Source organism: Roseococcus sp. GW821-FHT12F05, from assembly GCF_058806835.1.
Window position 1 is genome coordinate 402,914 of the sequence record NZ_JBXAQB010000005.1, and the last position, 22,669, is coordinate 425,582.

24 protein-coding genes are annotated in these 22,669 nt (G+C 70.3%); 11 read left to right on the top strand and 13 right to left on the bottom strand.

Features of this window, described 5'->3' with window-relative positions; all coding sequences use genetic code 11:
- Positions 1-52: 52 nt before the first annotated feature.
- A complete protein-coding gene (locus AC1ROY_RS16100) occupies positions 53-1,354 on the bottom strand; it encodes a glycerate kinase type-2 family protein (protein WP_493149856.1) in 1,302 nt (433 codons plus the stop codon).
- Positions 1,355-1,481: 127 nt separating this feature from the next.
- Between AC1ROY_RS16100 and AC1ROY_RS16105 the strand changes: the two genes are divergently transcribed.
- Positions 1,482-2,555: a tartrate dehydrogenase gene (locus tag AC1ROY_RS16105; RefSeq protein WP_493149857.1), complete on the top strand. Its 1,074-nt coding sequence runs from the start codon at positions 1,482-1,484 to the stop codon at positions 2,553-2,555.
- Between the two features lie 6 nt (positions 2,556-2,561).
- Here AC1ROY_RS16105 and AC1ROY_RS16110 read toward each other — a convergent pair whose 3' ends face one another.
- On the bottom strand, positions 2,562-3,800 hold the full coding sequence (locus AC1ROY_RS16110; protein WP_493149858.1) for a cytochrome P450: 1,239 nt from the start codon (positions 3,798-3,800) through the stop codon (positions 2,562-2,564).
- 216 nt (positions 3,801-4,016) lie between these two features.
- Between AC1ROY_RS16110 and AC1ROY_RS16115 the strand changes: the two genes are divergently transcribed.
- From AC1ROY_RS16115 to AC1ROY_RS16130, 4 genes are all read left to right on the top strand, one after another.
- A complete protein-coding gene (locus AC1ROY_RS16115) occupies positions 4,017-4,982 on the top strand; it encodes a Bug family tripartite tricarboxylate transporter substrate binding protein (protein ID WP_493149859.1) in 966 nt (321 codons plus the stop codon).
- A gap of 168 nt (positions 4,983-5,150) precedes the next feature.
- Positions 5,151-6,233 carry a branched-chain amino acid aminotransferase gene (locus tag AC1ROY_RS16120; RefSeq protein WP_493149860.1) on the top strand — a complete coding sequence of 361 codons (1,083 nt, stop codon included), beginning with the start codon at positions 5,151-5,153 and terminating at the stop codon, positions 6,231-6,233.
- A gap of 157 nt (positions 6,234-6,390) precedes the next feature.
- Complete coding sequence (locus tag AC1ROY_RS16125) at positions 6,391-6,741, top strand: DUF1244 domain-containing protein (RefSeq protein WP_493149861.1); 351 nt, start codon at positions 6,391-6,393, stop codon at positions 6,739-6,741.
- A 45-nt stretch (positions 6,742-6,786) separates the two neighbouring features.
- On the top strand, positions 6,787-7,086 hold the full coding sequence (locus tag AC1ROY_RS16130; protein ID WP_493149862.1) for a DUF2312 domain-containing protein: 300 nt from the start codon (positions 6,787-6,789) through the stop codon (positions 7,084-7,086).
- Positions 7,087-7,154: 68 nt separating this feature from the next.
- On the opposite strand, the gene AC1ROY_RS16135 is transcribed toward AC1ROY_RS16130, so the two are convergent.
- From AC1ROY_RS16135 to AC1ROY_RS16170, 8 genes are all read right to left on the bottom strand, one after another.
- Positions 7,155-8,444: a TRAP transporter large permease gene (locus tag AC1ROY_RS16135; protein WP_493149863.1), complete on the bottom strand. Its 1,290-nt coding sequence runs from the start codon at positions 8,442-8,444 to the stop codon at positions 7,155-7,157.
- Positions 8,441-8,911 carry a TRAP transporter small permease gene (locus AC1ROY_RS16140; protein ID WP_493149864.1) on the bottom strand — a complete coding sequence of 157 codons (471 nt, stop codon included), beginning with the start codon at positions 8,909-8,911 and terminating at the stop codon, positions 8,441-8,443. The genes AC1ROY_RS16135 and AC1ROY_RS16140 overlap by 4 nt, the downstream gene beginning before the upstream one ends.
- Positions 8,908-9,882, bottom strand: coding sequence for a C4-dicarboxylate TRAP transporter substrate-binding protein (locus tag AC1ROY_RS16145; protein WP_493149865.1), 975 nt, complete (start codon positions 9,880-9,882; stop codon positions 8,908-8,910). The genes AC1ROY_RS16140 and AC1ROY_RS16145 overlap by 4 nt, the downstream gene beginning before the upstream one ends.
- A gap of 46 nt (positions 9,883-9,928) precedes the next feature.
- Positions 9,929-10,777, bottom strand: coding sequence for a phytanoyl-CoA dioxygenase family protein (locus AC1ROY_RS16150; protein WP_493149866.1), 849 nt, complete (start codon positions 10,775-10,777; stop codon positions 9,929-9,931).
- A gap of 160 nt (positions 10,778-10,937) precedes the next feature.
- Complete coding sequence (locus AC1ROY_RS16155) at positions 10,938-12,209, bottom strand: aspartate aminotransferase family protein (protein WP_493149867.1); 1,272 nt, start codon at positions 12,207-12,209, stop codon at positions 10,938-10,940.
- A complete protein-coding gene (locus AC1ROY_RS16160) occupies positions 12,206-12,781 on the bottom strand; it encodes a peroxidase-related enzyme (RefSeq protein WP_493149868.1) in 576 nt (191 codons plus the stop codon). Before AC1ROY_RS16160 ends, AC1ROY_RS16155 begins: the two co-directional genes overlap by 4 nt.
- Positions 12,782-12,839: 58 nt before the next feature.
- The gene (locus AC1ROY_RS16165; protein ID WP_493149869.1) at positions 12,840-13,265 is read right to left on the bottom strand and encodes a hypothetical protein; all 426 of its coding nucleotides are present in this window, start codon (positions 13,263-13,265) and stop codon (positions 12,840-12,842) included.
- Between the two features lie 15 nt (positions 13,266-13,280).
- The gene (locus AC1ROY_RS16170; RefSeq protein WP_493149870.1) at positions 13,281-14,753 is read right to left on the bottom strand and encodes an NAD(P)-binding domain-containing protein; all 1,473 of its coding nucleotides are present in this window, start codon (positions 14,751-14,753) and stop codon (positions 13,281-13,283) included.
- A 91-nt stretch (positions 14,754-14,844) separates the two neighbouring features.
- Here AC1ROY_RS16170 and AC1ROY_RS16175 point away from each other — a divergent pair, with 91 nt between their 5' ends.
- Positions 14,845-15,834 (top strand): Bug family tripartite tricarboxylate transporter substrate binding protein, encoded by a 990-nt coding sequence (locus AC1ROY_RS16175; protein ID WP_493149871.1) that lies wholly within the window; start codon positions 14,845-14,847, stop codon positions 15,832-15,834.
- Between the two features lie 2 nt (positions 15,835-15,836).
- On the opposite strand, the gene AC1ROY_RS16180 is transcribed toward AC1ROY_RS16175, so the two are convergent.
- Together AC1ROY_RS16180 and AC1ROY_RS16185 are read right to left on the bottom strand one after the other, a co-directional pair.
- Entirely contained in the window at positions 15,837-16,529 is a 693-nt protein-coding gene (locus tag AC1ROY_RS16180; RefSeq protein WP_493149872.1) for a carbonic anhydrase, read from the bottom strand.
- Positions 16,530-16,606: 77 nt separating this feature from the next.
- Positions 16,607-17,911, bottom strand: coding sequence for an aq_1923 C-terminal domain (locus AC1ROY_RS16185; RefSeq protein ID WP_493149873.1), 1,305 nt, complete (start codon positions 17,909-17,911; stop codon positions 16,607-16,609).
- 122 nt (positions 17,912-18,033) lie between these two features.
- Here AC1ROY_RS16185 and AC1ROY_RS16190 point away from each other — a divergent pair, with 122 nt between their 5' ends.
- The 4 genes from AC1ROY_RS16190 to AC1ROY_RS16205 all read left to right on the top strand — a co-directional run bounded on the left by AC1ROY_RS16190 (position 18,034) and on the right by AC1ROY_RS16205 (position 20,223).
- Positions 18,034-18,732 carry a VWA domain-containing protein gene (locus AC1ROY_RS16190; protein WP_493149874.1) on the top strand — a complete coding sequence of 233 codons (699 nt, stop codon included), beginning with the start codon at positions 18,034-18,036 and terminating at the stop codon, positions 18,730-18,732.
- Between the two features lie 107 nt (positions 18,733-18,839).
- Complete coding sequence (locus AC1ROY_RS16195; RefSeq protein ID WP_493149875.1) at positions 18,840-19,520, top strand: J domain-containing protein; 681 nt, start codon at positions 18,840-18,842, stop codon at positions 19,518-19,520.
- Between the two features lie 108 nt (positions 19,521-19,628).
- The gene (locus AC1ROY_RS16200; protein ID WP_493149876.1) at positions 19,629-19,751 is read left to right on the top strand and encodes a hypothetical protein; all 123 of its coding nucleotides are present in this window, start codon (positions 19,629-19,631) and stop codon (positions 19,749-19,751) included.
- A gap of 256 nt (positions 19,752-20,007) precedes the next feature.
- Complete coding sequence (locus AC1ROY_RS16205) at positions 20,008-20,223, top strand: hypothetical protein (RefSeq protein WP_493149877.1); 216 nt, start codon at positions 20,008-20,010, stop codon at positions 20,221-20,223.
- On the opposite strand, the gene AC1ROY_RS16210 is transcribed toward AC1ROY_RS16205, so the two are convergent.
- Entirely contained in the window at positions 20,220-21,329 is a 1,110-nt protein-coding gene (locus tag AC1ROY_RS16210; protein WP_493149878.1) for a DSD1 family PLP-dependent enzyme, read from the bottom strand. The two genes, AC1ROY_RS16205 and AC1ROY_RS16210, sit on opposite strands and share 4 nt — an antisense overlap.
- A gap of 47 nt (positions 21,330-21,376) precedes the next feature.
- Between AC1ROY_RS16210 and AC1ROY_RS16215 the strand changes: the two genes are divergently transcribed.
- On the top strand, positions 21,377-22,639 hold the full coding sequence (locus tag AC1ROY_RS16215; RefSeq protein WP_493149879.1) for a flavin monoamine oxidase family protein: 1,263 nt from the start codon (positions 21,377-21,379) through the stop codon (positions 22,637-22,639).
- Positions 22,640-22,669: the final 30 nt, after the last annotated feature.

A 22,669-nucleotide genomic window follows, 5' to 3' on the forward strand; every position in this document is an offset into this window, starting at 1 on the left:
CATTCGTAAGCCTTATCGCAAGCGAAATTTCTGTTATCTTAATTTTGGTAAGTTAAGATACCAGGAGGATGCGAACGTCGTTAACGTTGGTGAGGGTCGGCCCCGTCCTGATAAGGGTGCCGGCGGCCTCGAAGACATCATAGCTGCGGTGCTCGGCCAGGGCGGTGCGCGGATCGAGCCCGGCCTTCCGGGCGGCCTCCAGCGTGCCGGGGCCCGCAATGGCGCCGGCGGCGTCCGACTTCCCGTCGATCCCGTCCGTGTCGGCGCAGAGCGCCCAGGTGCCGGGCGCCCCGTTCAGCGCCAGCGCCATCCCCAGCAGACATTCGGTGCCGCGCCCGCCGGCGCCCTTGGTGCCGGGCGCCATGGTCACGGTGGTCTCGCCGCCGGAGAGCAGCACGCAGGGCGCCCCGAGCGGCAACCCGTGCGCGGCCACGCTGCGGGCGATGCCGGCCAGCGCCTGGCCGACCACGCGCGCCTCGCCCTCCAGCGCGTCGCCGAGGATGAGGGGCGCGAGGCCCAGGCCGACAGCCTCTTCGGCCATGGCCTGCAGCGCCATCAGCGGCGTCGCGATCATGCGGAGCTCATGGCCGGCGAGGCGCGGGTCGCCGGGCTTGGGCGTCTCGTCGCTTCCTTCGGCGAGGTGGCGCATCGCGGCCTCGGGCAAGGGCATCCTGTAATGCGCGACCAGCGCGCGGGCCTCGGCGAAGGTGGATGGGTCGGCCACGGTGGGACCGGAGGCGATGACCTCCGGGTCGTCGCCCGGCACGTCGGAGATGGCCAGCGTCAGCACCCGCGCCGGGCCGGCCGCCAGCGCCAGCCGTCCGCCGGAGAAGGCGGAGAGGTGCTTGCGGATGCAGTTCATCTCATGGATGGGCGCGCCGGAATCCAGCAGCGCCTGGTTCACGGCGATGAGCTCCTCCAGGGTCAGCCCCTCGGCCGGCAAGGTGGAGAGCGAGGAGCCGCCGCCCGAGATCAGCGCCAGCACCAGGTCGTCCGCCGTCAGGCCATGGACAGCCGCAAGAATCTCGGCCGCCGCCGCCGCGCCCGAGGCGTCAGGGCGGGGATGCGCGCCGAAGCGCAGCGCGATGCGGCGACGGGCCGGCGGTTCCGACAGGTCGGCGCCATGCGGGGCGATGACGAGGCCGGTCAGGGGAACGTCCGGCCAGGCGCGCTCCACGGCCAGCGCCATCTTCGCCGCCGCCTTGCCGGCGCCGACCACCACCACGCGGCCCTTGCGCGGCGGCTCCGGCAGATGCGCGGCCAGCACCGCCAGCGGATCCGCCGCGCGCACCCCGGCATCGAACAAGGCTCGCAGGGCCGATACCGCCCGTGCCTCGGTCCAGTCTGACGTCATCCCTGCCCTCGTTTTCCAGGGCGCATCATGGCCTCGGCTGCCTGGAGCACGCAATTCGGGCACCCCATCTTCTTGCTGCGTCGCAAACATGCCAAGAAACGGAAGATCATTCCCCCCAGGAGCCCCCATGCGCAGCTATCGCATCGCCGCGATCCCCGGAGACGGCATTGGCAAGGAGGTCATTCCCGCCGGCCTCGAGGTGCTGCGCGCCCTCCAGGCCCGCGCCGGCGACTTCGAGCTGGAGGTGGTCCACTTCCCCTGGGGCAGCGATTTCTACCGCGAGACCGGCCGCATGATGCCGGAGGACGGGCTGCACCAGCTCCGCGGCTTCGACGCCATCTACTTCGGCGCCGTCGGCGACCCGCATCTGCCGGACTCGCTGACCCTCTGGGGCCTGCGGCTGGCGATCTGCCAGGGCTTCGACCAATACGCCAACATCCGCCCCACCCGCGTGCTGCCGGGCCTGCTGAGCCCGCTGCGCGGCGCCGTCCCCGGCTCGATCGACTGGGTCATCGTGCGCGAGAACAGCGAGGGCGAATATGCCGGCCATGGCGGCCGCGCCCATCGCGGCCATGCGATCGAGGTCGCGACCGAGACCTCCATCTTCACCCGCGTCGGCGTCGAGCGGATCATGCGCACGGCCTTCCGGCTGGCCGCCAGCCGGCCGCGCAAGTTCCTCACCGTCGTGACGAAGTCCAACGCGCAGCGCCACGGCATGGTCTTCTGGGACGAGGTGGCGGCCGAGGTCGCCCTGGATTTCCCCGAGGTGACCTGGGACAAGGAGCTGGTGGACGCCATGGCCGCGCGCATGGTGCGCAAGCCGGCCAGCATCGACACGGTGGTCGCCACCAACCTGCATGCCGACATCCTGAGCGACCTCGCCGGTGCGCTGGCCGGCTCGCTGGGCGTGGCGCCGACGGCGAACCTGGACCCCGAGCGCCGCGCGCCCTCGATGTTCGAGCCCATCCACGGCTCGGCCTTCGACATCACGGGCATGGGCATCGCCAACCCGATCGCAACCTTCTGGACCGCCTGCATGATGCTGGAGCATCTCGGCGAGAAGCCGGCGGCCGACCGGCTCATGCGCGGCATCGAGGTCGCGACGGCGAACGGCGTCGTTACGCCCGACCTCGGCGGCAAGGCCAAGACGGCGGAGGTGACGGAGGCCGTCGTGGAGGCCATCCGCAGCGCGAACGACTAGGTTCGCCTAAACGTCCCAGGACAGGACCATCCGGTCGACGCGCCGGATTCCGGAATAGCCCCGAATGACCGGCGCCTCCTCCAGCCGCAGGCCGGGCAGGCGCGCCGTCAGCGCGGCCAGGCCCTCCTCCAGCTCGATGCGCGCCAGCGCCTCCCCGATGCAGCGATGCGCGCCGCCGCCGAAAACGGGGTGCAGGCGCGGGTGGTCCTTGCGCGAGATGTCGAAGCTGTCCGGCTCCTCGTAGACCCGCTCGTCGCGCATCGCCGACATGGTCGAGAGCGAGATGAAGGTCCCGGCAGGGATGACGGCGCCGTCGAGCTCGATCTCCTCGGCCGCCACCCGCGAGACCGTGGCCACGCTGGGCTCGAACCGGAGCGCCTCCGCCACCGCCTCGGGAACGAGCCCGGGATTGCGGCAGACCTCGTCCCACTGGTCCCGGTGCTGGAGCAGCAGGGCCACCGTCATGACGGCGGCCACGCGGGTCGTATCGGTCCCGGCGATGATGAGCTGGAAGATCTGGAACAGCATCTCGATCGGCGAGAGCTCGCCGTCCTCGTCGGCCGCGGCCAGGAAGCTCGAAAGGAAATCCTCGCGGGGTGTCCGGCGCCGGTCCTCGAGCAGGGCGCCGACATAGGCCTGCAGCTCCCGCGCCGCCGCCTCGGCCAGCGGGATCTCGTCGGGGCCGACGGCCAGGTTCACGAAGCGCGTCGCCTCATAGACCAGCCGGGTGGTGGCGGGGATGTCCTCCGGCGGCAGGCCGAGGAGGCCGCTGATGACGCGCGCGGGAAGCTGCGACGCGAAGTGCTCGACGAACTCGACGTGCCCCTGCCGATGCCAGCCGTCGATCAGCCCCTCGGCGGATCGCCGGACGACGGGCCGGAGTTCCGCCATCGCGCGCGCCGCCAGGATCCGCGTGAAAGGCGCCCGCCGGCGGCGGTGGGCCTCGCCATTGGCGGTCAGCATCCCGTGCTCGAAGGCCTCGAACAGCGGGCCCTCCGTGACGCCGAGCATCTTCGGGAAGGCGGTCCCGGTCGCCGGTGCCGTCCGGGGATCCTTGGCGAGCCGCTCGATGTCCGCATGGCGCAGCACGAAGCAGCCGCCGGCCTCATGCGCCACGACCGGGGTCCTGGCGCGATGGAGCCGAAACGTCCTGTGCGGATCGTCCCGCATTTCGGCGTCGGTCAGCCTCGGCTGGTCGCCATCCGCGGCGAGGGTCCGGGAATGCGGTTCGGTATCGCCTGGCATCTGTACCTCCTGTCCGGCGGCATCCTTACGTCGCGCCGGATTTCGGGAGCATGTCCGGCCGGGCCTTCAGCGTTACCGATGTCAGATGTTCCGCCCGCTTGCCACCGGCACGGACGGGTCTCAGATTGCGCGGATACTGGCGAAGACATCGTCAGAAACCGCCGACAACGAAGCCGGTCCCGCCACGGAGTCCGGCTCAACGCCAAGGAAGCCTCCATGATCTCTCGCCGCGCCACGCTCGCGCTCCCGTCGCTGCTCGCAACCCCGGCGCTGGCGCAAGGCGCTTTCCCGCAGCGGCCGATCACCCTGCTGGTGCCCTTCGCGGCCGGCGGACCCACCGACATGATCGGCCGGCTGGTCGCCGAGGGCATGTCGAAGGAACTCGGCCAGCCCGTCGCGGTGGAGAACGTCACAGGCGCGGGCGGCACCATCGCCGCAGCGCGCGTCGCGCAGAGCCGGCCGGACGGCTACAACCTCGTGCTCCACCATATCGGCCTCGCCAGCGCGGCGACCCTCTACCGGCGGCTGCCCTTCGACATCCAGCGCGGGCTGGCGCCGCTCGGCGTGGTCTCGCAGACCGGCATGACGCTGGTGTCCCGGCCGGATTTCCCGGCGACGGACATGGCGGGCTACATCGCGCAGATCCGCGCGCAGGGCGACGTGCTCAACCTCGGGCACAGCGGCCTCGGCGGATCCAACCAGCTCTGCGCCATGCTGCTGCAGCACGTGGCGGGCAAGAGCGTGACCAACGTGGTCTTCCGCGGCAGCGCGCCGGCGATCACCGAGCTCATGGCCGGCCGCCTCGACATCACCTGCGACCAGGCGACGGTGACCGCGCCCTTCCTGCGCGACAACCGCATCCGCGGCTATGCCGTGACCCTGCCGCAGCGCATCCCGGGGCTGGAGCTGCCGACGACGGCGGAGCTCGGCATCCCGCTCACCATGTCGGCCTGGCACGGACTCTATGCCGCGGGCGGCACGCCGGCGGACATCCAGCAGCGGCTGGCCCAGGCGATCCGCGCAGCGCTGCACGAGGAGCGGCTGAAGGCCCGCTTCGCCGAGACCTTCACCACCGTCGCGACCGACAGCGAGGCGGACCCGGCCTATCACGCGACCTTCCTGGCCAGCGAGATCGAGCGGCTGCGCCCGCTGATCCTGGCCGCGGGCCAGTTCGCCGACTGAGGTTTCATCTGCAACAAGGGCAGTAACATTGACCTATCCCGCGTGCAGCGCATGGGTGGATTGCCGAGTTTCCGGGTTCGATCGGCGGGTTGTTGCTCTAATCTCGAACCATACGCAAGATCATTGCGTCACACGGATCACGAACCGACGAAAGCAAGAGCGAGTGCCATGACCGAGATCACCACCACGCTGACCCGCACGCCGGCGACAAAGCCCGCCGACGCCTCCCTGTCCTTCGGCAAGGTCCTCACGGACCACATGTTCATGATGAACTACACGGCGGGCCGGGGCTGGCACGATCCGCGCATCGTCCCCTACGGGCCGATCTCGCTCGATCCCGCGACGCAGGTCCTGCACTACGGCCAGGCGATCTTCGACGGGCTGAAGGCGTTCCGGGGCCCCGACGGCCAGATCCGGCTCTTCCGCGCCCAGCGCCATGCCGAGCGGCTGAACAAGTCCGCCCGGGCCCTCTGTATCCCCGAGCTGGACGCCGACCTCGTGCGCCGGTCCTTCGAGGCGATCGTGGGCGTGGACAACGAGTGGGTGCCGCACGCCATGGGCACCTCCCTTTACATCCGCCCGACCGTGATCGCGACCGACGTGATGCTCGGCGTGCATCCCTCCAGCACCTACACCTACTTCGTGATCTGCTCGCCGGTGGGCGCCTACTACAAGGAAGGCGTGAAGCCCGTCCGCATCCTGGTGAGCGACAACCACGTGCGCGCGGTGCAGGGCGGCCTCGGCGAGGCCAAGACGGCGGCCAACTACGCCGCCTCGCTCTCGGCGCAGATGGAGGCGGAGGCCGCCGGCTACACCCAGGTGCTCTGGCTCGACGGCGTGGAGCGCAAGTGGATCGACGAGGTCGGCACCATGAACATCATGATGCAGATCGGCGAGGAGGTGATCACGCCCCCGCTGGCCGGCACCATCCTGGACGGCGTGACCCGCAACTCCTGCCTGCAGCTCATGCGCGACTGGGGCATGAAGGTCTCCGAGCGGAAAATCTCTATCGACGAGGTGATGGCGGCCGGCCGCGCCGGCACGCTGCGGGAGATGTGGGGCACGGGCACCGCGGCCGTGGTCTCGCCGGTGGGCGAGCTCGGCTACAAGGGCGAGAAGCTCAGCATCGGCAACGGCCACACCGGCATCCTGACGCAGAAGCTCTACGACAGCATCGTGGGCATCCAGTACGGCACGGCGCCGGACCCGCATGGCTGGACCAGCGTGGTGAAGGTGCCTGTTCCGGCTTGATCGAGGAACCGGCGCCGGCCGGCTGACCGGCCGGGCCGTGCTCCCGTGGCGCGGCGAGGCCGGGCGGCCGGAGGCCGCGCCCGGCGCCTGAGGGCGAAAGGTCCTGCTTGAACCGCCGGCCCTTTCGCGTATCTCTGCGGGACAAGGAGTTCGTCCCATGCCCGCACCGCAGCCTGAAGCCGACCTCGCCCTCGGCGCCGCCGCCGAGCTCGACGCCGCCACCCGCGACCGCATCGAGGCCGCGGCCTTCCGCAAGCTGGTCGCGCACCTCCGCGAGCGCGGCGACGTGCAGAACATCGACCTCATGAACCTGGCCGGCTTCTGCCGGAACTGCATGAGCCGCTGGTACCAGGAGGCCGCCTCCGACGCCGGCCTCGCCCTCGAGACGCCCGCCGCGCGCGAGATCGTCTACGGGATGGACTACAAGGCCTGGCAGGCGGCGAACCAGAAGGACGCCTCGCCCGAGCAGAAGGCCGCCTTCAGCCAGGCCATGGCCAAGCACGGGTAGAGGCGCTACCTCCCTCGCCCTTCGACCAGCGATTCGAGAGATTTCATGTCAGACACCAACGACGACGCCGCGGCGAGCCGCAAGCGCCAGGCGGACAGCCCCGATTCGGACGTGGGCGGCATCGCCGCCGACCGGCTGCGCTCCATCGTCGAGCGCATCGAGCGGCTGGAGGAGGAGCGCAAGGCCCTCGCCGACGACATCAAGGACATCTATTCCGAGGCGAAGTCCGCCGGCTTCGACGTGAAGGTCGTCCGGCAGATCATCCGCCTGCGCAAGCAGGAGCCGGCCGAGGTGGAGGAGCAGGAGACGCTGCTCGACCTGTACCGCCGCGCCCTGGGGATGTAGCGCTCCGGCGCGTCCCCCGGGAGATGCGGGCTGTCCGGACCGGAGGCCACGCTGCCTCCGGGGACGCATCAGTGCCCCATGATCAGATCCGGCAGCCACAGCGACAGCCCCGGCACGAAGGTGATCAGCCCGAGCACCACGCACATGGCGCCGAGGAAGGGCATGATCTCCACCGTGTAGCGCTCCATCGGCACGCGCAGCACGGCACAGCTGATGAACATCATCTGCCCCACCGGCGGCGTGATCCCCGCGATGGTGAGGTTGGTCACCAGCACGATGCCGAAATGCACGGGGTCGATGCCGAAGCTGTTGGTCACGGGCACGAAGATCGGCGTCAGGATGATCAGCGCCGCCGTGCCCTCCACGGCCGTGCCGAGCACGATCAGCAGCACGTTGATGAGCAGCAGCAGCATGGTCGGGTCGCGCGTCAGCCCGACCATCCAGGTCGCCATGGCCGGCGGCAGCCGCTCCCAGGCCAGGTAGAAGCCGAAGGCCGAGGCGGCGCAGATCAGCAGCATCACCGAGGAGGTGTCGAGCACCGTCTCGCGCAGCACCACCGGCACCTTCTCCCAGGTGAGCTCGCGATAGACCAGCGCACCGATCCCGATGGTGACGAAGACGGTGATGGCCCCCGCCTCGGTGGTGGTGAAGATGCCGTAGCGCAGGCCCACGATGATGAAGACGGGAATCGCCAGCGCCCAGGCGGCGTCCTTCGTCGCGCGCGCCACCTCGCGCCATCCCACGAAGTTCGGGCGAACGGGCGCGTAGCCGCGCTTCTTCGCGATGGCCCAGGTGGTGCCCATCAACCCCGCCGCCAGCAGGAGCCCAGGGATCACGCCGGCGATGAAGAGCCGGCCCACACTGACATCGGCCAGGTAGCCGTAGATGATGAGGCCGATGCCCGGCGGGATCAGCGCCGTGATGATCGCCGCCGAGGAGGTGATGGCCGCCGCGAAGGCCGGCGAATAGCCGCGCTTCACCATCTCCGGCCCGAAGAGCTTCGACAGCATCGCCGCATCGGCCGAGGAAGAGGCGGTGAGCCCGCCCAGCAAGGTCGCCAGCACCGTGCAGGCCTGGGCCAGCGCGCCGGTGAGGTGGCCGACCAGCGCGTCCGCCAGATGCAGCAGCCGGCGTGTGATGCCCGCCGCGTTCATCAGGCTGCCGGCCAGCACGAAGAAGGGCACGGCCAGCAGCGGATAGCTCTCGGTCGCCGCCACCATCTTCTGGAGGAAGATGTCGATCGGCAGACCGTCCGCCAGGAAGAAGAAGGACAGCGCCGAGATCGCGATGGCGAAGGCCACCGGCACGTTCAGCGCGAAGAGCAGCGCCATCAGGATCGCGGGGATCGCGACGGTCATGCCATCGCCCTTTCAGGGCCGCGCGCCCGGCGCATCGCGGCGAGGTGGCGGACCAGCGCCATCACCGTCGCGAGGGTAATGGGACCGTAGACCACCGTCATCGGCACGCGCAGCACGGCCGTCGGATTGTCCCAGGCGGAGATGGAGAAGCTCAGCCCGATCCAGGCGAAATAGGCCAGGAAGGCAGCGACCAGCAGGTCCACCGCGAGCCGCGTGGCGCGCTGCAGCCGGTCGGGGAAGCGGATCACCAGCATGTCGATGCTGGGATGCGCGTTATGCGCGAAGCAGGCGCTGGCGCCGAAGAAGGTCAGCCAGGCGAAGGCGATGGCGGCCACCTCGCTGGCCCAGACCGCCGGCTGCGCCGTGATGTAGCGGGTGATGACGCCCCAGGTGACGGAAAGCACCGTCACGAGGAGCGCGAACTTCGCCACCGCCTCGTCCGGGTGGCGCAGCGCGTGACGGATCATGCCAGGATGCGCCGCACCGTGTCATGAAGCCCGGGCGTCCAGCGCGGGAAGGCGCGGTAGGTGGCGGCCGAGGCCTCGCGGAAGGCGGGGATGTCCACCTCGGTCATCACCTGCACGCCGGCCTCGCCGAAGCGGCGGACGTAGTCGGCCTCCTGCGCGCGGGTGAGGCGCGTCATCTCCTGCCGGGCGCGGTCGCCCTCCTGGAGGAGCATGTCGCGGATCTCGCTGGGCAGGCGGTTGAAGTAGCCGTTGTTGATCGGCCAGCCCGTCATCGCCTGGAAGTGGCCGGTGGTGGAGATGACCTTGCGCACCTCCTGCAGGCGCGAGCCCCAAAGGCTGCCATAGGGCGCCTCGGCCGCCTGCACGACGTTCTGCTGGAGCGCGTTGTAGATCTCGCTCCACTGCACAGTCGTGGGCCGCGCGCCGAGGCTGCGAAACGTCTCGATCCACATCTGGTTGGGCGGCACGCGGACGGTCATGCCGGCCATGTCGGCCGGCTTGTGGATGGGCCGTTCGGCGATCATGTGGCGCGCGCCGAAATAGCCGCCCTGCATGACCATCCGCAGCCCCGCCTGCTGGAGGCGCCGGTCCACGTCGCGGTACCAGTTGCTGTCGAGCAGCTTGCCGTACTGGTCGAAGTCGTCGACCAGGTAGGGGCCGTTGAGGATGCCGATATCCGGCACGAAGTCGCTGAGATAGCCGGGATCCGTGATGTTCATCACGTTGGCGCCCTGGCGGATCATCTCGTTCACGTCGCGCCCACTGCCGAGCTGCTCGCCGGGAAAAACCTCGATGCGCACGCGGCCGTTGCTGCGCTCTGCCATGTTGCGGGCGAAGTACTCCGCGGCGAGATGCGCGGGCTCCGTGGTGGAGAGGCTGTGGGCGAGGCGGATGCGGATCTGCGACTGCGCCCGCGCGACCGCCGGCGCGGACAAGGCGGCTGCGACCGCGAGCAGGCTTCTGCGCTGCATGGAAAATCCCCTTCCCTGTTGCCGGCCCCGTTTTCGGGGTCCGTCGTCACGACTTGATGGTGTCTCCGAGCTTCCCGCCCTGCGCGGCGCCCCGGTAGAGGATGGCCAGCTGCCGATCGAGGATGCGCGCGTGCCGCTCGACGGCCTCCGGCTCCATCTCCGCCCTCGGCGATTCCTCAAGCTCGAAATGGCCGTGGCGATCGGTGCCGCGCACCAGCAGCGCGCTGTCCTTCTCGCCGTTGAGCTGATGCACGTGCGTCGGCACGTAGCGGATGGCGAAGCCGATGCGCGGATACTCCGCATGGTTCGGCTCGCTGCCATGGACGATGAGCACGTGGTGCAGGCTCATTTCGCCGGGCTGGAGCTGGATATCGACGGCGTCCGCCTCGTCCACCTGCACCGCTACCTCCTGCCCGCGCGAGAGCAGGTTGTCGGCGGCATAGGTGTCGGCATGCGGCACGGGTTCGCGCTGGGTGCCGGGCACCACGCGCATGCAGCCGTTCTCCACCACGCTTGGCGTCAGCGCGACCCAGGCGGTGACCACGTCGGGCGAGGAGAGGCCCCAATAGGTGCCGTCCTGGTGCCAGGAGACATAGGCGGGGTCGCGCGCCTCCTTGCTGAAGAACTGGCTGCCCCAGCAGAGGATGTCCGGTCCGAGCACGCTCTCCACCGCATCGAGCACGGCGGGATGGCGCACCAGCGCGTCGGCCCAGGGGAAGAGGAGGTGCGGCTTCTGGTTCATCCGGCCGGCGAGCCGGCTGCCCAGCCGGGCCTCGGTGGCGCGCAGCGCCGCGAGGGTCCGGCCGGCTTCCTCGGCGGGCATCACGCGGACGGGAAAGACGTAGCCACGCTCGCCATAGGCGCGCGCCTGCTCCGGTGAGAGCGAGCCTGCCATGATTTCCTCCGACTTTCCGTCAGTGGAACATTCGAGGCAGGCCCCCGTCAATCGGTCCGGACGAATCCGTCAGAGCACGATCCGCCGAGGCGGAATCGCCGAAGCGGTGAATCGTCTCTCAGCAAAGGCTGAACCTTGATCCACGCCAGTGGATCAAGGTTCAGAGCGCCTTGATGCCCGCCGCGAAGGCGTCGAGCGTCTTCGTCACGTCGTCCGGCGTGTGCGCCGTCGATATGTAGTACTTGCTGTCGCCCTTCAGGATTCCCGCCGCGCGCAGGTGCTTGTTGAAATGCGCGGCCAGCTTCGTGTCGGCCTTCAGCACGTCGCGGTAGTTGCGGATCGGCCCCTCGGCGAAGACGATGTCGAAGAGCGGCGCCTCGCCGACCACCTGGCCCGGCAGGCCCTTGTCGTTCAGCAGCCTGGTCAGCCCATCCATCAGCGACTGACCGAGCGCGAAGACCTTCTCATAGGTCCCCGGGCGGGACAGCACGTCGAGCGTGGCGAGGCCGGCGACGGAGGCCACCGGATTGCCCGAGAGCGTCCCCACCTGCATGAGGAACCCGTCCTCGCCGACCTTGGCCTTGTCGAAATGCGCCATGATGTCGGCGCGGCCGGCGAGCGCGGAGAGCGGAAATCCGCCGCCGACGATCTTGCCCAGCGTGCAGAGGTCCGGCGTCACGCCGTAGTAGCTCTGCGCGCCGCCATAGGCGAAGCGGAACCCGGTCACGACCTCGTCGAAGATCAGCGGAATGCCGAAGCGCGCGGTCACCTCGCGCAGCGCCTCGAGGAAGCCCGGCACCGGCGGGATCAGCCGCTGGAAGGGCTCGACGATGACGCCGCCGATCTCGTCGTGCTGCGCCTCGATCAGCGCAACCACATGATCAGCGTCGTTGTAGGGCGCGACCAGCACGTCGTCGCGGACCTTGGCGGGGATACCGGGGCTGTCGGGGATGGCGAGCGGGAAGTTGCCGGGGCGCTTGGGCGCGAGGCTCATGAGCCCATGGTCGCTCATGCCGTGGTAGCCGCCCTCGAACTTCACGATCTTGTCGCGACCGCGGAAGGCGCGGGCGACGCGCATCGCATACATGTCCGCCTCGGTGCCCGAGCCGAGGAAGCGCACCTGGTCGGCGCAGGGCAGCGCGGCGACGATCTTCTCCGCCAGCCGGATGCCGTGCGGGTTGTTGGTGAAGAAGGTGGTGCCGAGCGGGACCTGCTCCAGCACCGCCGCCGTCACCTCGGGATGGGCATGGCCGATGAACATGGGGCCGGAGCCGAGCAGGTAGTCGATGTACTCGTTGCCCTCGGTGTCCCAGACATGGCCGCCAGCGCCCTTCACGATGGCGATGTCGCTGGCGAAGTTTCCGAAGTTGCCGGCGGGCAGGACGCGGTGGGCGGTCTCGACGAGCGTTTCCGCGGTGGCGACGTCATTCATGGGCGCACGGCCTCTCCAAGGGTTTGCATCAGGCGATTGGCATTGGCGAACATCGCAACCGAGAGCGTGATGTCCAGGATCTCGGCGTCGTTCAGGCCCTCGGCGCGCAGCTTTGCGACGTCCTCCGCCGTCGCGGCCGAGGGCGTGGCGCCGAGCTTCACGGCGTAATCGACGATGGCGCGCTGGCGGGACGGCATGGGCGTGTCCACGCCCTCGTCCAGCAGGTGCTGCATGAGGTCCTTGTCGCCCTTCATCTGCACGAAGCGCTGCGCGTGGACGCTGGCGCAATAGGGGCAGCCGTTCACGCGGGATTCGGCTGTCGCGGCGAGCTCGCGATCGGCGCGCGGGGCGCCGCGCGGGCCATACATGATCGTGTTGAAGAGCTTCGAGCGCTGCCGCAGCACCTCGGCCTCCTGCACGAGCAGCAGGTAATAGGGCGAGGTCTTCGCCTTCGGGTGGCTTTCCTCCAGCACCTTGATCTCGTCCGGCGTGGCCTTCTCCAGATCGAGGACCGGCGCCCAGGCCTTCCATTCCAGCGTGTCGATGGTGAAGCCGAAATCATGCGTGCTCATCACACAGTCTCCGATGGCCGAAGCGCGCTCTTCGCGCGGAGGTCTGAATCGGGGGCCACTATGCTTCCTCCAGCAATCGCAGGCCGGCGAGCAGCCGCGCCTCGTAGTTCACGTGGGCGATGAGCTGCGAGAGCATCACCACGTCGCGCGGCGCGAGGCCGGCCGCGATGAGCGTCTGGATCGCCTCGGGCGTCGCCTGGTCAGGGGCCTTGGTGAGCATGGTGGCGTGGGCCAGCAGCACGGGGATGCGCGGGCTGTCGCCGGCCTTCGCGCGATGGAGCTCCGCCAGCACGGCATCCTTGTTCAGCTCGGCGACGTGCAGCGCCACGGCGTGGCGCTCCGTCCGCGTCAGCCCGCTCTCGCCTTCGAAGATCGCAGCCTCGCTGGCCTGGGTCGCAAGGCGAACATCCGGGCGCAGGGCCCGCAGCTCGTCCAGCTTGGAGCCGGGCTTGATGCCCATCAGCTCGTCGATCACGTCACGCATTCGGAACAGGCTCCATCAAGGCTTCGGCACGTAGAAGGGCGTGCCGAGAAGTTCGGGCTCGTCATACTCCACCAGCGCCTGCCGGATGGCCGGAAATTCCGCCAGGAAGAGCGCACGCAGGACCGCATCGGCCACCCGCTCGCCTGCGACCACAACGCCAGGGATGTCGCTCGCGATGCCGCCATGGCTGAGATGGGCGCCGTAGTTCACGAAGTGGATGCGTTGCAGCTCCGGCGGCGCGGAGGCATCGCGCGGCTGCAGTTCGAAACCGGGGCCAAGGACCGGGAAGGTCTCGATCTCGCGCCGGCGCAGCTCGGGCGGGGCGTCGCCGATGACGTCAATCCAGCGCCGGACATGCGGCGCGAAGTCGCCAAGCTCCGGCACGTGCAGGGGATCGACGGAAAAGCCGGTGGCGACGATGACGAAGTCGTGCCGCTCCTCGCGCGGATTCTCCCCGCCGACCGCGATCACCGCCTGGTCCTCGTCGCGCCTGGCCCAGCGGGTGGGCGTGGCAAGGTGGACATGGAAGCCCGGCTGCCGCAGCGCACGGTGCACGGTCTCGTGCGGCACGGGCGCCTGCTCGTCGTAGAGATAGACAGCGAGCTTCCACTTCTCCGCCTCAGACAGCGCCTCCAGCCCGTTGTGGTAGTGCGGTCCCGTGCTGCCGCGGCCCTTGTTCACCTGGGGCAGCACGGCGCGGCGGACGTAGAGGTCCGCCCGCGCGGCGCCGCGCTCCAGAGCCGTCGCCGCATTGTCCCAGGCCGAGGCGCCGCCGCCGATGATGCCGATGCTCTTCCCACGCAGCGCCTCGAAGTCGATGGGCTGCGGCGCCAGCGCGGCGAGATCGGGAAACAGCGCGCGATCCACGAAATCCGGCAGGTCCAGCCCGCCTGCGCCGGCGCGGCCCGTGGCCATCACCACGTGGCGCGCGAGCAGCGTGCGCGTGCCCTCCGGCTGCTCAACGGTCAGGCGCAGCAGGCCGTCGGCCGGGCTGATCCTCGTGACGCGGGAGAAATGCGTCAGCGGCAGCTTCAGCACCCGCTGCAGCCAGCCGAGATACTCCTGCCAGGTCCGGTTGAAGATCTTGTAGAGCGCCTCCCAGCTCTCCACGCCGAAGCTGGCCACATACCAGGCGCGGAAGGTCAGCGAGGGGATGCCGAAGCAGGGGCCGGGCAGCGTCTTGGGTGAACGCAGCGTGTCCATGCGCGCCGTGGTGCACCAGGGGCCTTCCTGGCCGGGACCCGCGGCCTCCAGCACGGCGATGTTCGGCATGCCCTTGAAGATCAGCGAGCCGGCCGCCGCGATGCCGTTCATCCCCGCGCCGATCACCACCGCGTCCAGCACCGCGACGCCGTCGCGGATGACCGGCGGAACCCAGTTCTTCGGCGGGAGGTTCAGCGTCTCCAGATCAGCAGCGACCTGCGCCTCCAGGGCGGCGAGGCCGGCCTGATCCGGGGCTTGTGTCGCGATCCGTGTGGTCTGGTTCATGCGGAAAACTCGTCCAGTGCAGGCTTTGCTGCGTTGCGGAAATCATGGTCTGATCGGGCTTCTGTTGTCCATGTGCCCCCGGATTTCCCTGATGTTCCTCACGCGCCGTGCTCTTCTGCCCAGCCTCGCGGCCCTGCCCCTCCTGACGCCGGGCGCGGGCGCCGTGACGCTCCCGCCCGGCTGGCCGGACCGGCCGCTGCGCATCATCCTCCCCGCCGCCGGCGGCGCAGGCACCGCCGATACGCTCGCCCGCATCCTCGCGCAGGAGATGGACAAGCGCCTGCCGCAGCGGACCCTGGTGGACAACCGCCCCGGCGCCAACGGCAATGTCGGCGCGACGGCCGCCGCCCGCTCGGCGCCGGACGGCTACACGATCCTCTTCAGCTGGGCCGGGACCATGGCCACCAACCCGTCCCTCTACCAGAACCTGCCCTACAACCCGCAGCGCGACTACGAGCCGGTGATGCTGCTGGGCAACGTCCCCAACGTGCTGGTGGTGAACAACGCGCTGCCCGTGCACACGCTCGCCGAGCTGACCGAATACCTGAAGGCCCATCCCAGCCAGATCTCCTTCGGCTCTTCCGGCAACGGCAGCTCCATGCACCTGGCGGGCGAACTGTACCGGCAGGCGACGAGCACCGAGATGGTCCATGTGCCCTATAACGGCATCGGCCAGGGCTTCACCGACCTCTATGCCGGCCGCATCCAGGTGATGTTCAACCTCGTGACCGGCGCGCAGCCGCAGATCCGCGCGGGGCAGGTGCGGCCCATCGCCGTGCTGAGCGACCGCCGCTCGATCGTGCTGCCCGACGTTCCCACGACCGCCGAGCTCGGCATGCCCGGGCTGGAATTCGGCAGCTGGTTCTGCCTGATGCTGCCGAAGGGCACGCCCGCGCCCATCGTGCAGGCGCTGAACACGCTGGTGAACGAGATCCTGCAGGATCCGGAGGGCCGCCAGCGGCTGGAGGCGCAGGGCCTCGACATCATCGGCGGCGGCCCGGAGCGGCTGACCGCGCTGCTGGCCAGCGAGCTGGAGCGCCACGCGGCGCTGGTGCGGTTCGCGGGCCTCAGCCTGCAGTAGCCTCAGCCTTCGAGCAGGGCGACGTCCCCGCCGTCGAGGTCGTAGCGCGCCGCCACCACGCGCAGCGCGCCGCTCGCGAGGCGCGGCGTCAGCACCGACTCCTCCTCCCGCAGCCGGCGCGCGGTGCGGAGCGCATGGGCGCGGACCGTCGCGTCCAGCAGGTCGGCGGGGTTGCCGCGCTTCGCCTCCGCCACCGCCGGCAGGATGGGCTCGACCATCGCCATGAGCGAGCCGGGCAGCCGGGCGTTGCGCTCGGCAACCTCGACCGCGGCATCCACGGCGCCGCAGCGTTCATGGCCCAGCACCATGATGAGCGGCACGCCCAGGCTCATGCTGGAATACTCCATGCTGCCGAGGCTGGCCGGCGAGAGCGTATTGCCTGCCACCCGCAGGCCGAAGATCTCGCCGAGACCGACGTCGAAGAGAGTGTCGGGCGAGGTGCGGCTGTCGGCGCAGGTCAGCACGGTGGCGAAGGGCGCCTGGCCCTGCGCCAGCGCGCGGCGCCGTGCCGCGTGTTCCGGCGCGGGCCGGGGAGCGTCGGCCACGAAGCGGCGGTTGCCCTCCATCAGCCGCGCCAGCGCCTGGTCCGGCGTCAGCGTGGTCGGCGGCAGGCCGGAGGCGGCGCGCGCCTGGACGCCACCTGCGAACAGGGATGCGCAGGCGCATCGCAGGGCGAGACGGCGGGACAACGGCATGGGCGGGAGCCTCGGAAGGGGCGGCATTGAGGACACCGGCTTCCCAGTATGGCAAGGCCTCCCGGTATCGGCCGCGGTCAGCGCGCCGTCAGCGTCAATCCGAACATGTCCTGCCAGCCCGCCAGGTTCCGCTGCGGCTTGCGCTGCACCAGCCCCATGCTCAGCGGCGCGCGCGGGGCGGCCGCCAGCTCCAGCACCGTCGCGTCGCCGCGGAGGAAGCGCTGCACCGCGTCACGCGCCGGGGCCAGCGTCGGCCCGGTCAGCGCCGCCGTCGCCTGCTGCGCGAGGCGCTGGCGGAAGGTGTTCTCCGGCGCGCCGTCGCGCTGGGCGGCGGTCCGCACCCAGCGGCGGAACAGCGAGAGGTCGGCATAGCGCAGCCGTGCCGAGATCAGCCGCATGTTCTCGGCGCTCCGGGCGTCCATGTTCTCGCGCACGTTGTCCACGCGGAAGGCGAGGCTCAGCTCGCCCGCATCGCGCAGTTCGATGCTGAAGACGGGCATGTCGAGCACGCCGGTCGCGGTGTCATGCGTGGCCTCCATCCGGGCCTCGGCGCGCAGGCTGGTGTAGTCGAGCCGCTGCATCCATTCGGCATGCGGCGGCGCCGGATTCACCTCCAGCCCGCGCAGCGCGAAGGAGCCGGAGCTCGGCCGGCCGGGCGCCACCTCGCCACGCATGGTGAAGGCGCCGAGCCGCCCGATCACGTTGCCGGCCTGGCTGACGCTGACGCTCTCGATGTCGAGGCTGGAGCGGCCGGGCGGGGTCGCCGGCGGCCGCTGCTCCATGATCGCCGACAGGATCTCGGCCGTGTCGAGCCCGCTGAAGGCGATGCGCGCGATGGCCAGCCGATCCACCGGCCCGGCGCCGCGGAGGCCCACCTCGAGCGCGGTGACATTGGTGGCGCCGGTGCGGCCTGCCCCGAAATTCTCAACGCTGACGGCGCCGATGTTCACCGGCGTGTCGCCCGTGCTGCGCCAATTCTCCAGCCGCAGGAGGTCCGCGGAGACGTCGGTCGGCTTGGGCGGCGCGCCGCCGGGCTGGCGCCGGATGGTCAGCCCCTCCAGGTCGAGCCGGTCCAGCGTGGCCGGCACCTGTCCGCCGGCGATCTGGATGTCGCGCAGCGAGAGCCGCGCGATGCCGTCCTCTCGCAGCCCCTCCAGCCGGGCCTCGGCGATGCGGATGGTTTCGGCGCCCTTGGTCAGCACGACCGCACTCAACGCGGCGCCGCCCTGCACGTCGGTGGCGGTCGCCGTGCCATAGGCCAGCGTCACGCCCGAGCCGAGCATTCGGCGGAGCTGGGTCACCGCCTCCGGCTCCGGCGGCTGCTGCGCCAGTCCGGGCAGGGCCAGGGCCGAGAGGAGGACGGCGAGGATCATCTTGCGCATGCATGGAAGCCTAGCCTCGGCGCGGGCCGGAACGCCACCCCGGACCTTTCCCCTCCGGCGCCACCCCTCTGGCGCCACCCCTCTGGCGCAGCCGCCCCGCATGGACCATGTGTTGGCGCAGGATGACCCAGCTCCCGGCCAAGCCCGGCAATGCCGCCGTCGCCGCCTTCCTGCAGAAGGTGGCCTCGACGCCGGCCGTCCGGGCGGGGCGCGGCGGCGGGCGGCTGATCTTCGCGGTGGACGCGACCGCCTCGCGCCAGCACGCCTGGGACCGCGCCTGCCACCTGCAATCCGAGATGTTTTCTGCCACGCGCGACCTCGGCGGGCTGGCGGTGCAGCTCGCCTATTGGCGCGGCTACATGGAATTCGCGGCGACGCCCTTCCTGACCGACACGGCGGAGCTGGCCCGGCGGATGTCGGGCGTCACGGTGCTGGGCGGGCAGACGCAGATCCTCCGCGTGCTGGAGCACGCGCTGGCCGAGACCAAGCGCGAGCGCGTGAACGCCGTGGTGCTGGTGGGCGATGCCTTCGAGGAGGCGGCCGACCCGATCTGCCATCTCGCCGGCCAGCTCGGGATGCATGGCGCGCCGGTCTTCTGCTTCCAGGAAGGGGGGGACCGGGTGGCGGAGGCGGGCTTCAAGCAGGTGGCGAAGCTTTCGGGCGGGGCCTGGGCGCCCTTCGACGCGAACAGCGCCGACGCCCTGCGCGACCTGCTGCGGGCCGTCGCGGTCTTTGCTGCGGGAGGGCGGGCGGCGCTGGCGCGGCTGCAGGGCGGCGCGGCCACTGGGATCGCGGGGCAGCTCGCGGCGCCCAGGCCATGATGCGACCGGATTCGCCCGCGCGTCATGGCCTAGCCTTTTGTTTTGTCGCGGGATTCAGACCTTCTGCGCTTTCGCGCCCGCGGTCGTCCCGCCCTGAGGGCTGAGGCATGGCCGCGATCGCCATCGGCGGGCTGGTGATGCTGGCGGCGCTCGGGTTGCTCTACGCCTTCGCGAATGCGCGGCCGGCGGCGGTGAAGGCCTCGCTGATCTGGGGCTTCGGGACGCTGGGCGCGGCGGGCTTCGCGCTGATGCTGTTCACGGGCCGCGGGGCCAGCGCATTCTGGGCGCTGGTCATGTTCGGCCCGGCGCTGCGGCAGGCCTGGAAGAGCTGGCGCGCACGGAAAACCTTCAGCCGGCCGGGCGACACGAGCGGCGTCGAGACGGCGACGCTGGAGATGCGGCTCGACCTGGCGACGGGGATCATGTCCGGGCAGGTTCGGCGCGGCGATTTCGCGGGGCGGAACCTCGCCTCGCTGGAGAAGCCGGAGCTGCTGGCGCTGCTCGCGGATTGCCAGGCGAACGACGCCGAAAGCGTGCCGCTGCTGGAGGCCTGGCTGGACCGGGTGCATCCGGACTGGCGCGAGGCTTCGGAAGCGGCGCCGCCTGCCTCGGGCGGTCCGATGACGCGGGCGGAGGCGCTGGCCGTGCTCGGGCTGCGCGAAGGGGCAAGCGAGGAGGAGATCCGGGCGGCGCATCGCCGGCTGATGCAGGCCGCGCATCCGGACCACGGCGGCAGCGACTGGCTGGCCAGCCGGATCAACGAGGCGCGGGATCTGCTGCTGGGGTGACGGCGGCATGGTAAAAGGCCCCTATGTCCCGAGAAGAACGTCGCACCTTGCTGAAGCGCTATTCGAATGCCGAGATCACGGCGCTCGACCTGCGCCGGCAACTCGACAATGACTTTCGGGGAGGTGCTGCGGATGCTGGCGGACGAGGGCCTGCCCCTCCCCCGGATCCCCACGGCAGGACGCGAAGAGAAGATCGCACGGGCACGCGAGTGGATGTTCCAGAAGCACTGATATGTCCATCCACATCAAGATCTTGGTGGTAGACACGGGTCCGCTCATCACCCCGGCCGCCGCGCGATCCCTCGACTATCTGCTCTATGTCGAAGGGGCAGACGAGGTCATCCGGACGCCGTCTTCTACGAAGCCACTTACGACGCGTCGAAGCTCGGCGCGGCCGACATTCTGGCCTGGGTCAAGGCCCACCATGATCGGATCGAGATCGCTCCCACTCAGGCCTTCGTCATCTTCGAGGCGGACCGCCAGACCAGTGCGCGACACGTCGCGCATCGTCGAGCTGAGCACGATGGGTTTCCTTCGCATCCTGGAGGACGAGCGACGCATCCAGTCGGCCGAAGCCGTTCTTCAACTCGCGAGTCTGGCCGGCCGCACGCCCTCCGTTGCCGAGCACCTGTCCCGACACGAGGATGAGGTCCGGCAGACGATCGCCGCGCTTGTCCGGCCGCGTGGGGGCTTGCGGCGCTAAGCCATCGCCCCGCGCGCCGCCACCGGCCAGAGGCATTCCACCCGCCCGCGCCGGACGCCGACATACCAGTCGTAGCGGTCCACGGTCGGGTCGCAATGGCCCGGGATCAGCCGCAGCTTCTCCCCCAGCCGCGGGCGCAGGTCGGGGTCCTCCACCGTCAGCTTCCCGTGCTCGTCGGAGGCGCCGACATAGGAGACGCCCGGACGGTTTAGCACCACGGGATAACCACTGTCCGTCGGCATGGCCTTATGCCCCGCATCCACCACCGCGACGTTCGGCGAGGAGGCGCTCATGACCGTCGCCAGCACGAAGAGCGCGTGCCGGAAGGGCGGCGCCTCGGTGTTGCGGGCGTAGTCGGCGTCCATGAAGGCGTAGGAGCCGGCCTGGAGCTCGGTGTAGACGCCGCTCGCCAGCTCGTGCCGGAAGCTGCCCGTGCCCGCGCCGCCGACCACCGGGCAGTCGAGCCCGCGCTGGCGCAGCTGCTCCACCGTGCGGCGCGAGGCGTCCACCGCGTGGCCGATCGCCGCCGCGCGGGCCTCGGGGTCGCGGATGTGCTGCGCGCTGCCGTGATAGGCCTGGATGCCGTGGAAGCTGAGATGCTTCGAGGCGGCGATCACCTCGGCCAGCGCCACGGCCGGCGGCCCGGCCTCGACGCCGCAGCGCTTGCCGCCCACGTCGATCTCGACCAGCACGGGGATGCGTACGCCGCCGGCCTCGGCGGCCTCCTCGATGGCGGCGATCTGCGCCGGATCGTCCACGCAGACGGAGACCTGGGCGATCTTCGCCAGGGCCGCCAGCCGCGCCAGCTTGCGCGCGCCGACGACCTGGTTGGTCACCATCACGTCCGGGATGCCGCCCCAGGCGAGGATCTCGGCCTCGCCCACCTTCTGGCAGCATTGCCCGATCGCGCCGCGCGCCATCTGCAGCTTGGCGATGACCGGCGACTTGTGGGTCTTGGCATGCGCGCGCAGCTTCACGCTGCTGCCCGCCAGGAAGCCGGCCATGGTGTCGAGATTGTGCTCGAAGGCGTCGAGGTCGAGGATCAGGGCGGGCGTGTCGACCTCGTCCTCGCGCATGCCGGGCTCGGCGGGAGGGGGTTGCAGCATGGGCGTTCCTTGTGAAAGCGCGGGAATTTGAAGGGCATGATGCGGTGATGCTGCGGAATGATCCAGACGTGGTGGTGATCGGCGCGGGCTGCGCCGGGATCGCGGCCGCGCGTGCGCTGGTCGCGGCGGGGAAGAGCTGCGTGGTGCTGGAGGCGGGCGACCGCGTGGGCGGGCGGACCCATACCTCGGAGGTGCTCGGCGCCCCCTTCGACCATGGCGCCACCTGGCTGCACCAGGCGAACGAGAACCCACTCACCGCCTTCATCGGCGAGCACATCGACCACGACACGGTGCGCGGCCGGCACCTGCATCTCGGCGATCGCTTCGCTACGCGCGCCGAGATGGCTGAATATCTTCATGCCCTCGATGCCTTCGAGACCGCGATCATCGAGACGCCGAGCGAGCCCGACCGCGCCGTCTCCGAGGTCGTGCCGAAGGGCGGGCGCTGGAACGAGACCATCGCGCATTGGCTCGGCTCGCAGATCAACGCGGCGGAGCTCTCGCTGATCTCGCTGAGGGACTATGTCGCGGTCGACCTGGAAGGCCCGAACCTGCTGCCGCGCGAAGGCCTCGGCACGCTGGTGGCGCGGCTTGCCGAAGGGCTGCCGATCCGGCTGAACCACACAGTCACCCGTTTGCGCTGGGACGGGCCCGGCGTCACCGTGGAGGGCGATTGGGGCACGCTGCGCGCGGGCGCCGCCATCGTCACCGTCTCGACCGGCGTGCTGGCGGCGGGCGGCATCCGCTTCACGCCGGAGCTGCCCGCTAAGACTATGGACGCGATCCACGGCCTGCCGCTCGGCCTGCTCACGAAATACGGATTTCGCGCCACAAGCGAGGACCGGCTCGGCATGGAACCCTTCCATTCCGCACGCCGCCTTCTCGGTCCCGAGGTCCACACGGCCATGAGCTGGATCTTCTGGCCCTTCGAGCGCGACCAGGTCTTCGGCTTCGTTGGCGGTATCAGTGCCTGGGAGCTCGCGAGGGAGGGCGAGGCCGCGACCGAGGCCGCAGCCCGGGCCGATTTCGCCGCGATGTTCGGCGCTGAGGGTGCGGCGCTGCTGGGCCGGGCCGTGATCACCGACTGGGGCATCAACCCTCTGTTCCGCGGCAGCTACACCCATGCGCGGCCGGGCCATCACGAATCCCGCGCGCGGCTGTCGCAGCCGCTGGCCGGGGGCCGGCTGCGCTTCGCCGGCGAGGCCTGCCATTCGCGCTTCGCCGGCACCGTCGCCGGCGCCTGGCTCTCGGGCGAGGACGCCGTGCGCGATCTCCTGGACAAGCGCCTCGCGGTGACGGACGCTTCCTGAAACGGCGCAACGATGCCGGGTTCGAGGAGA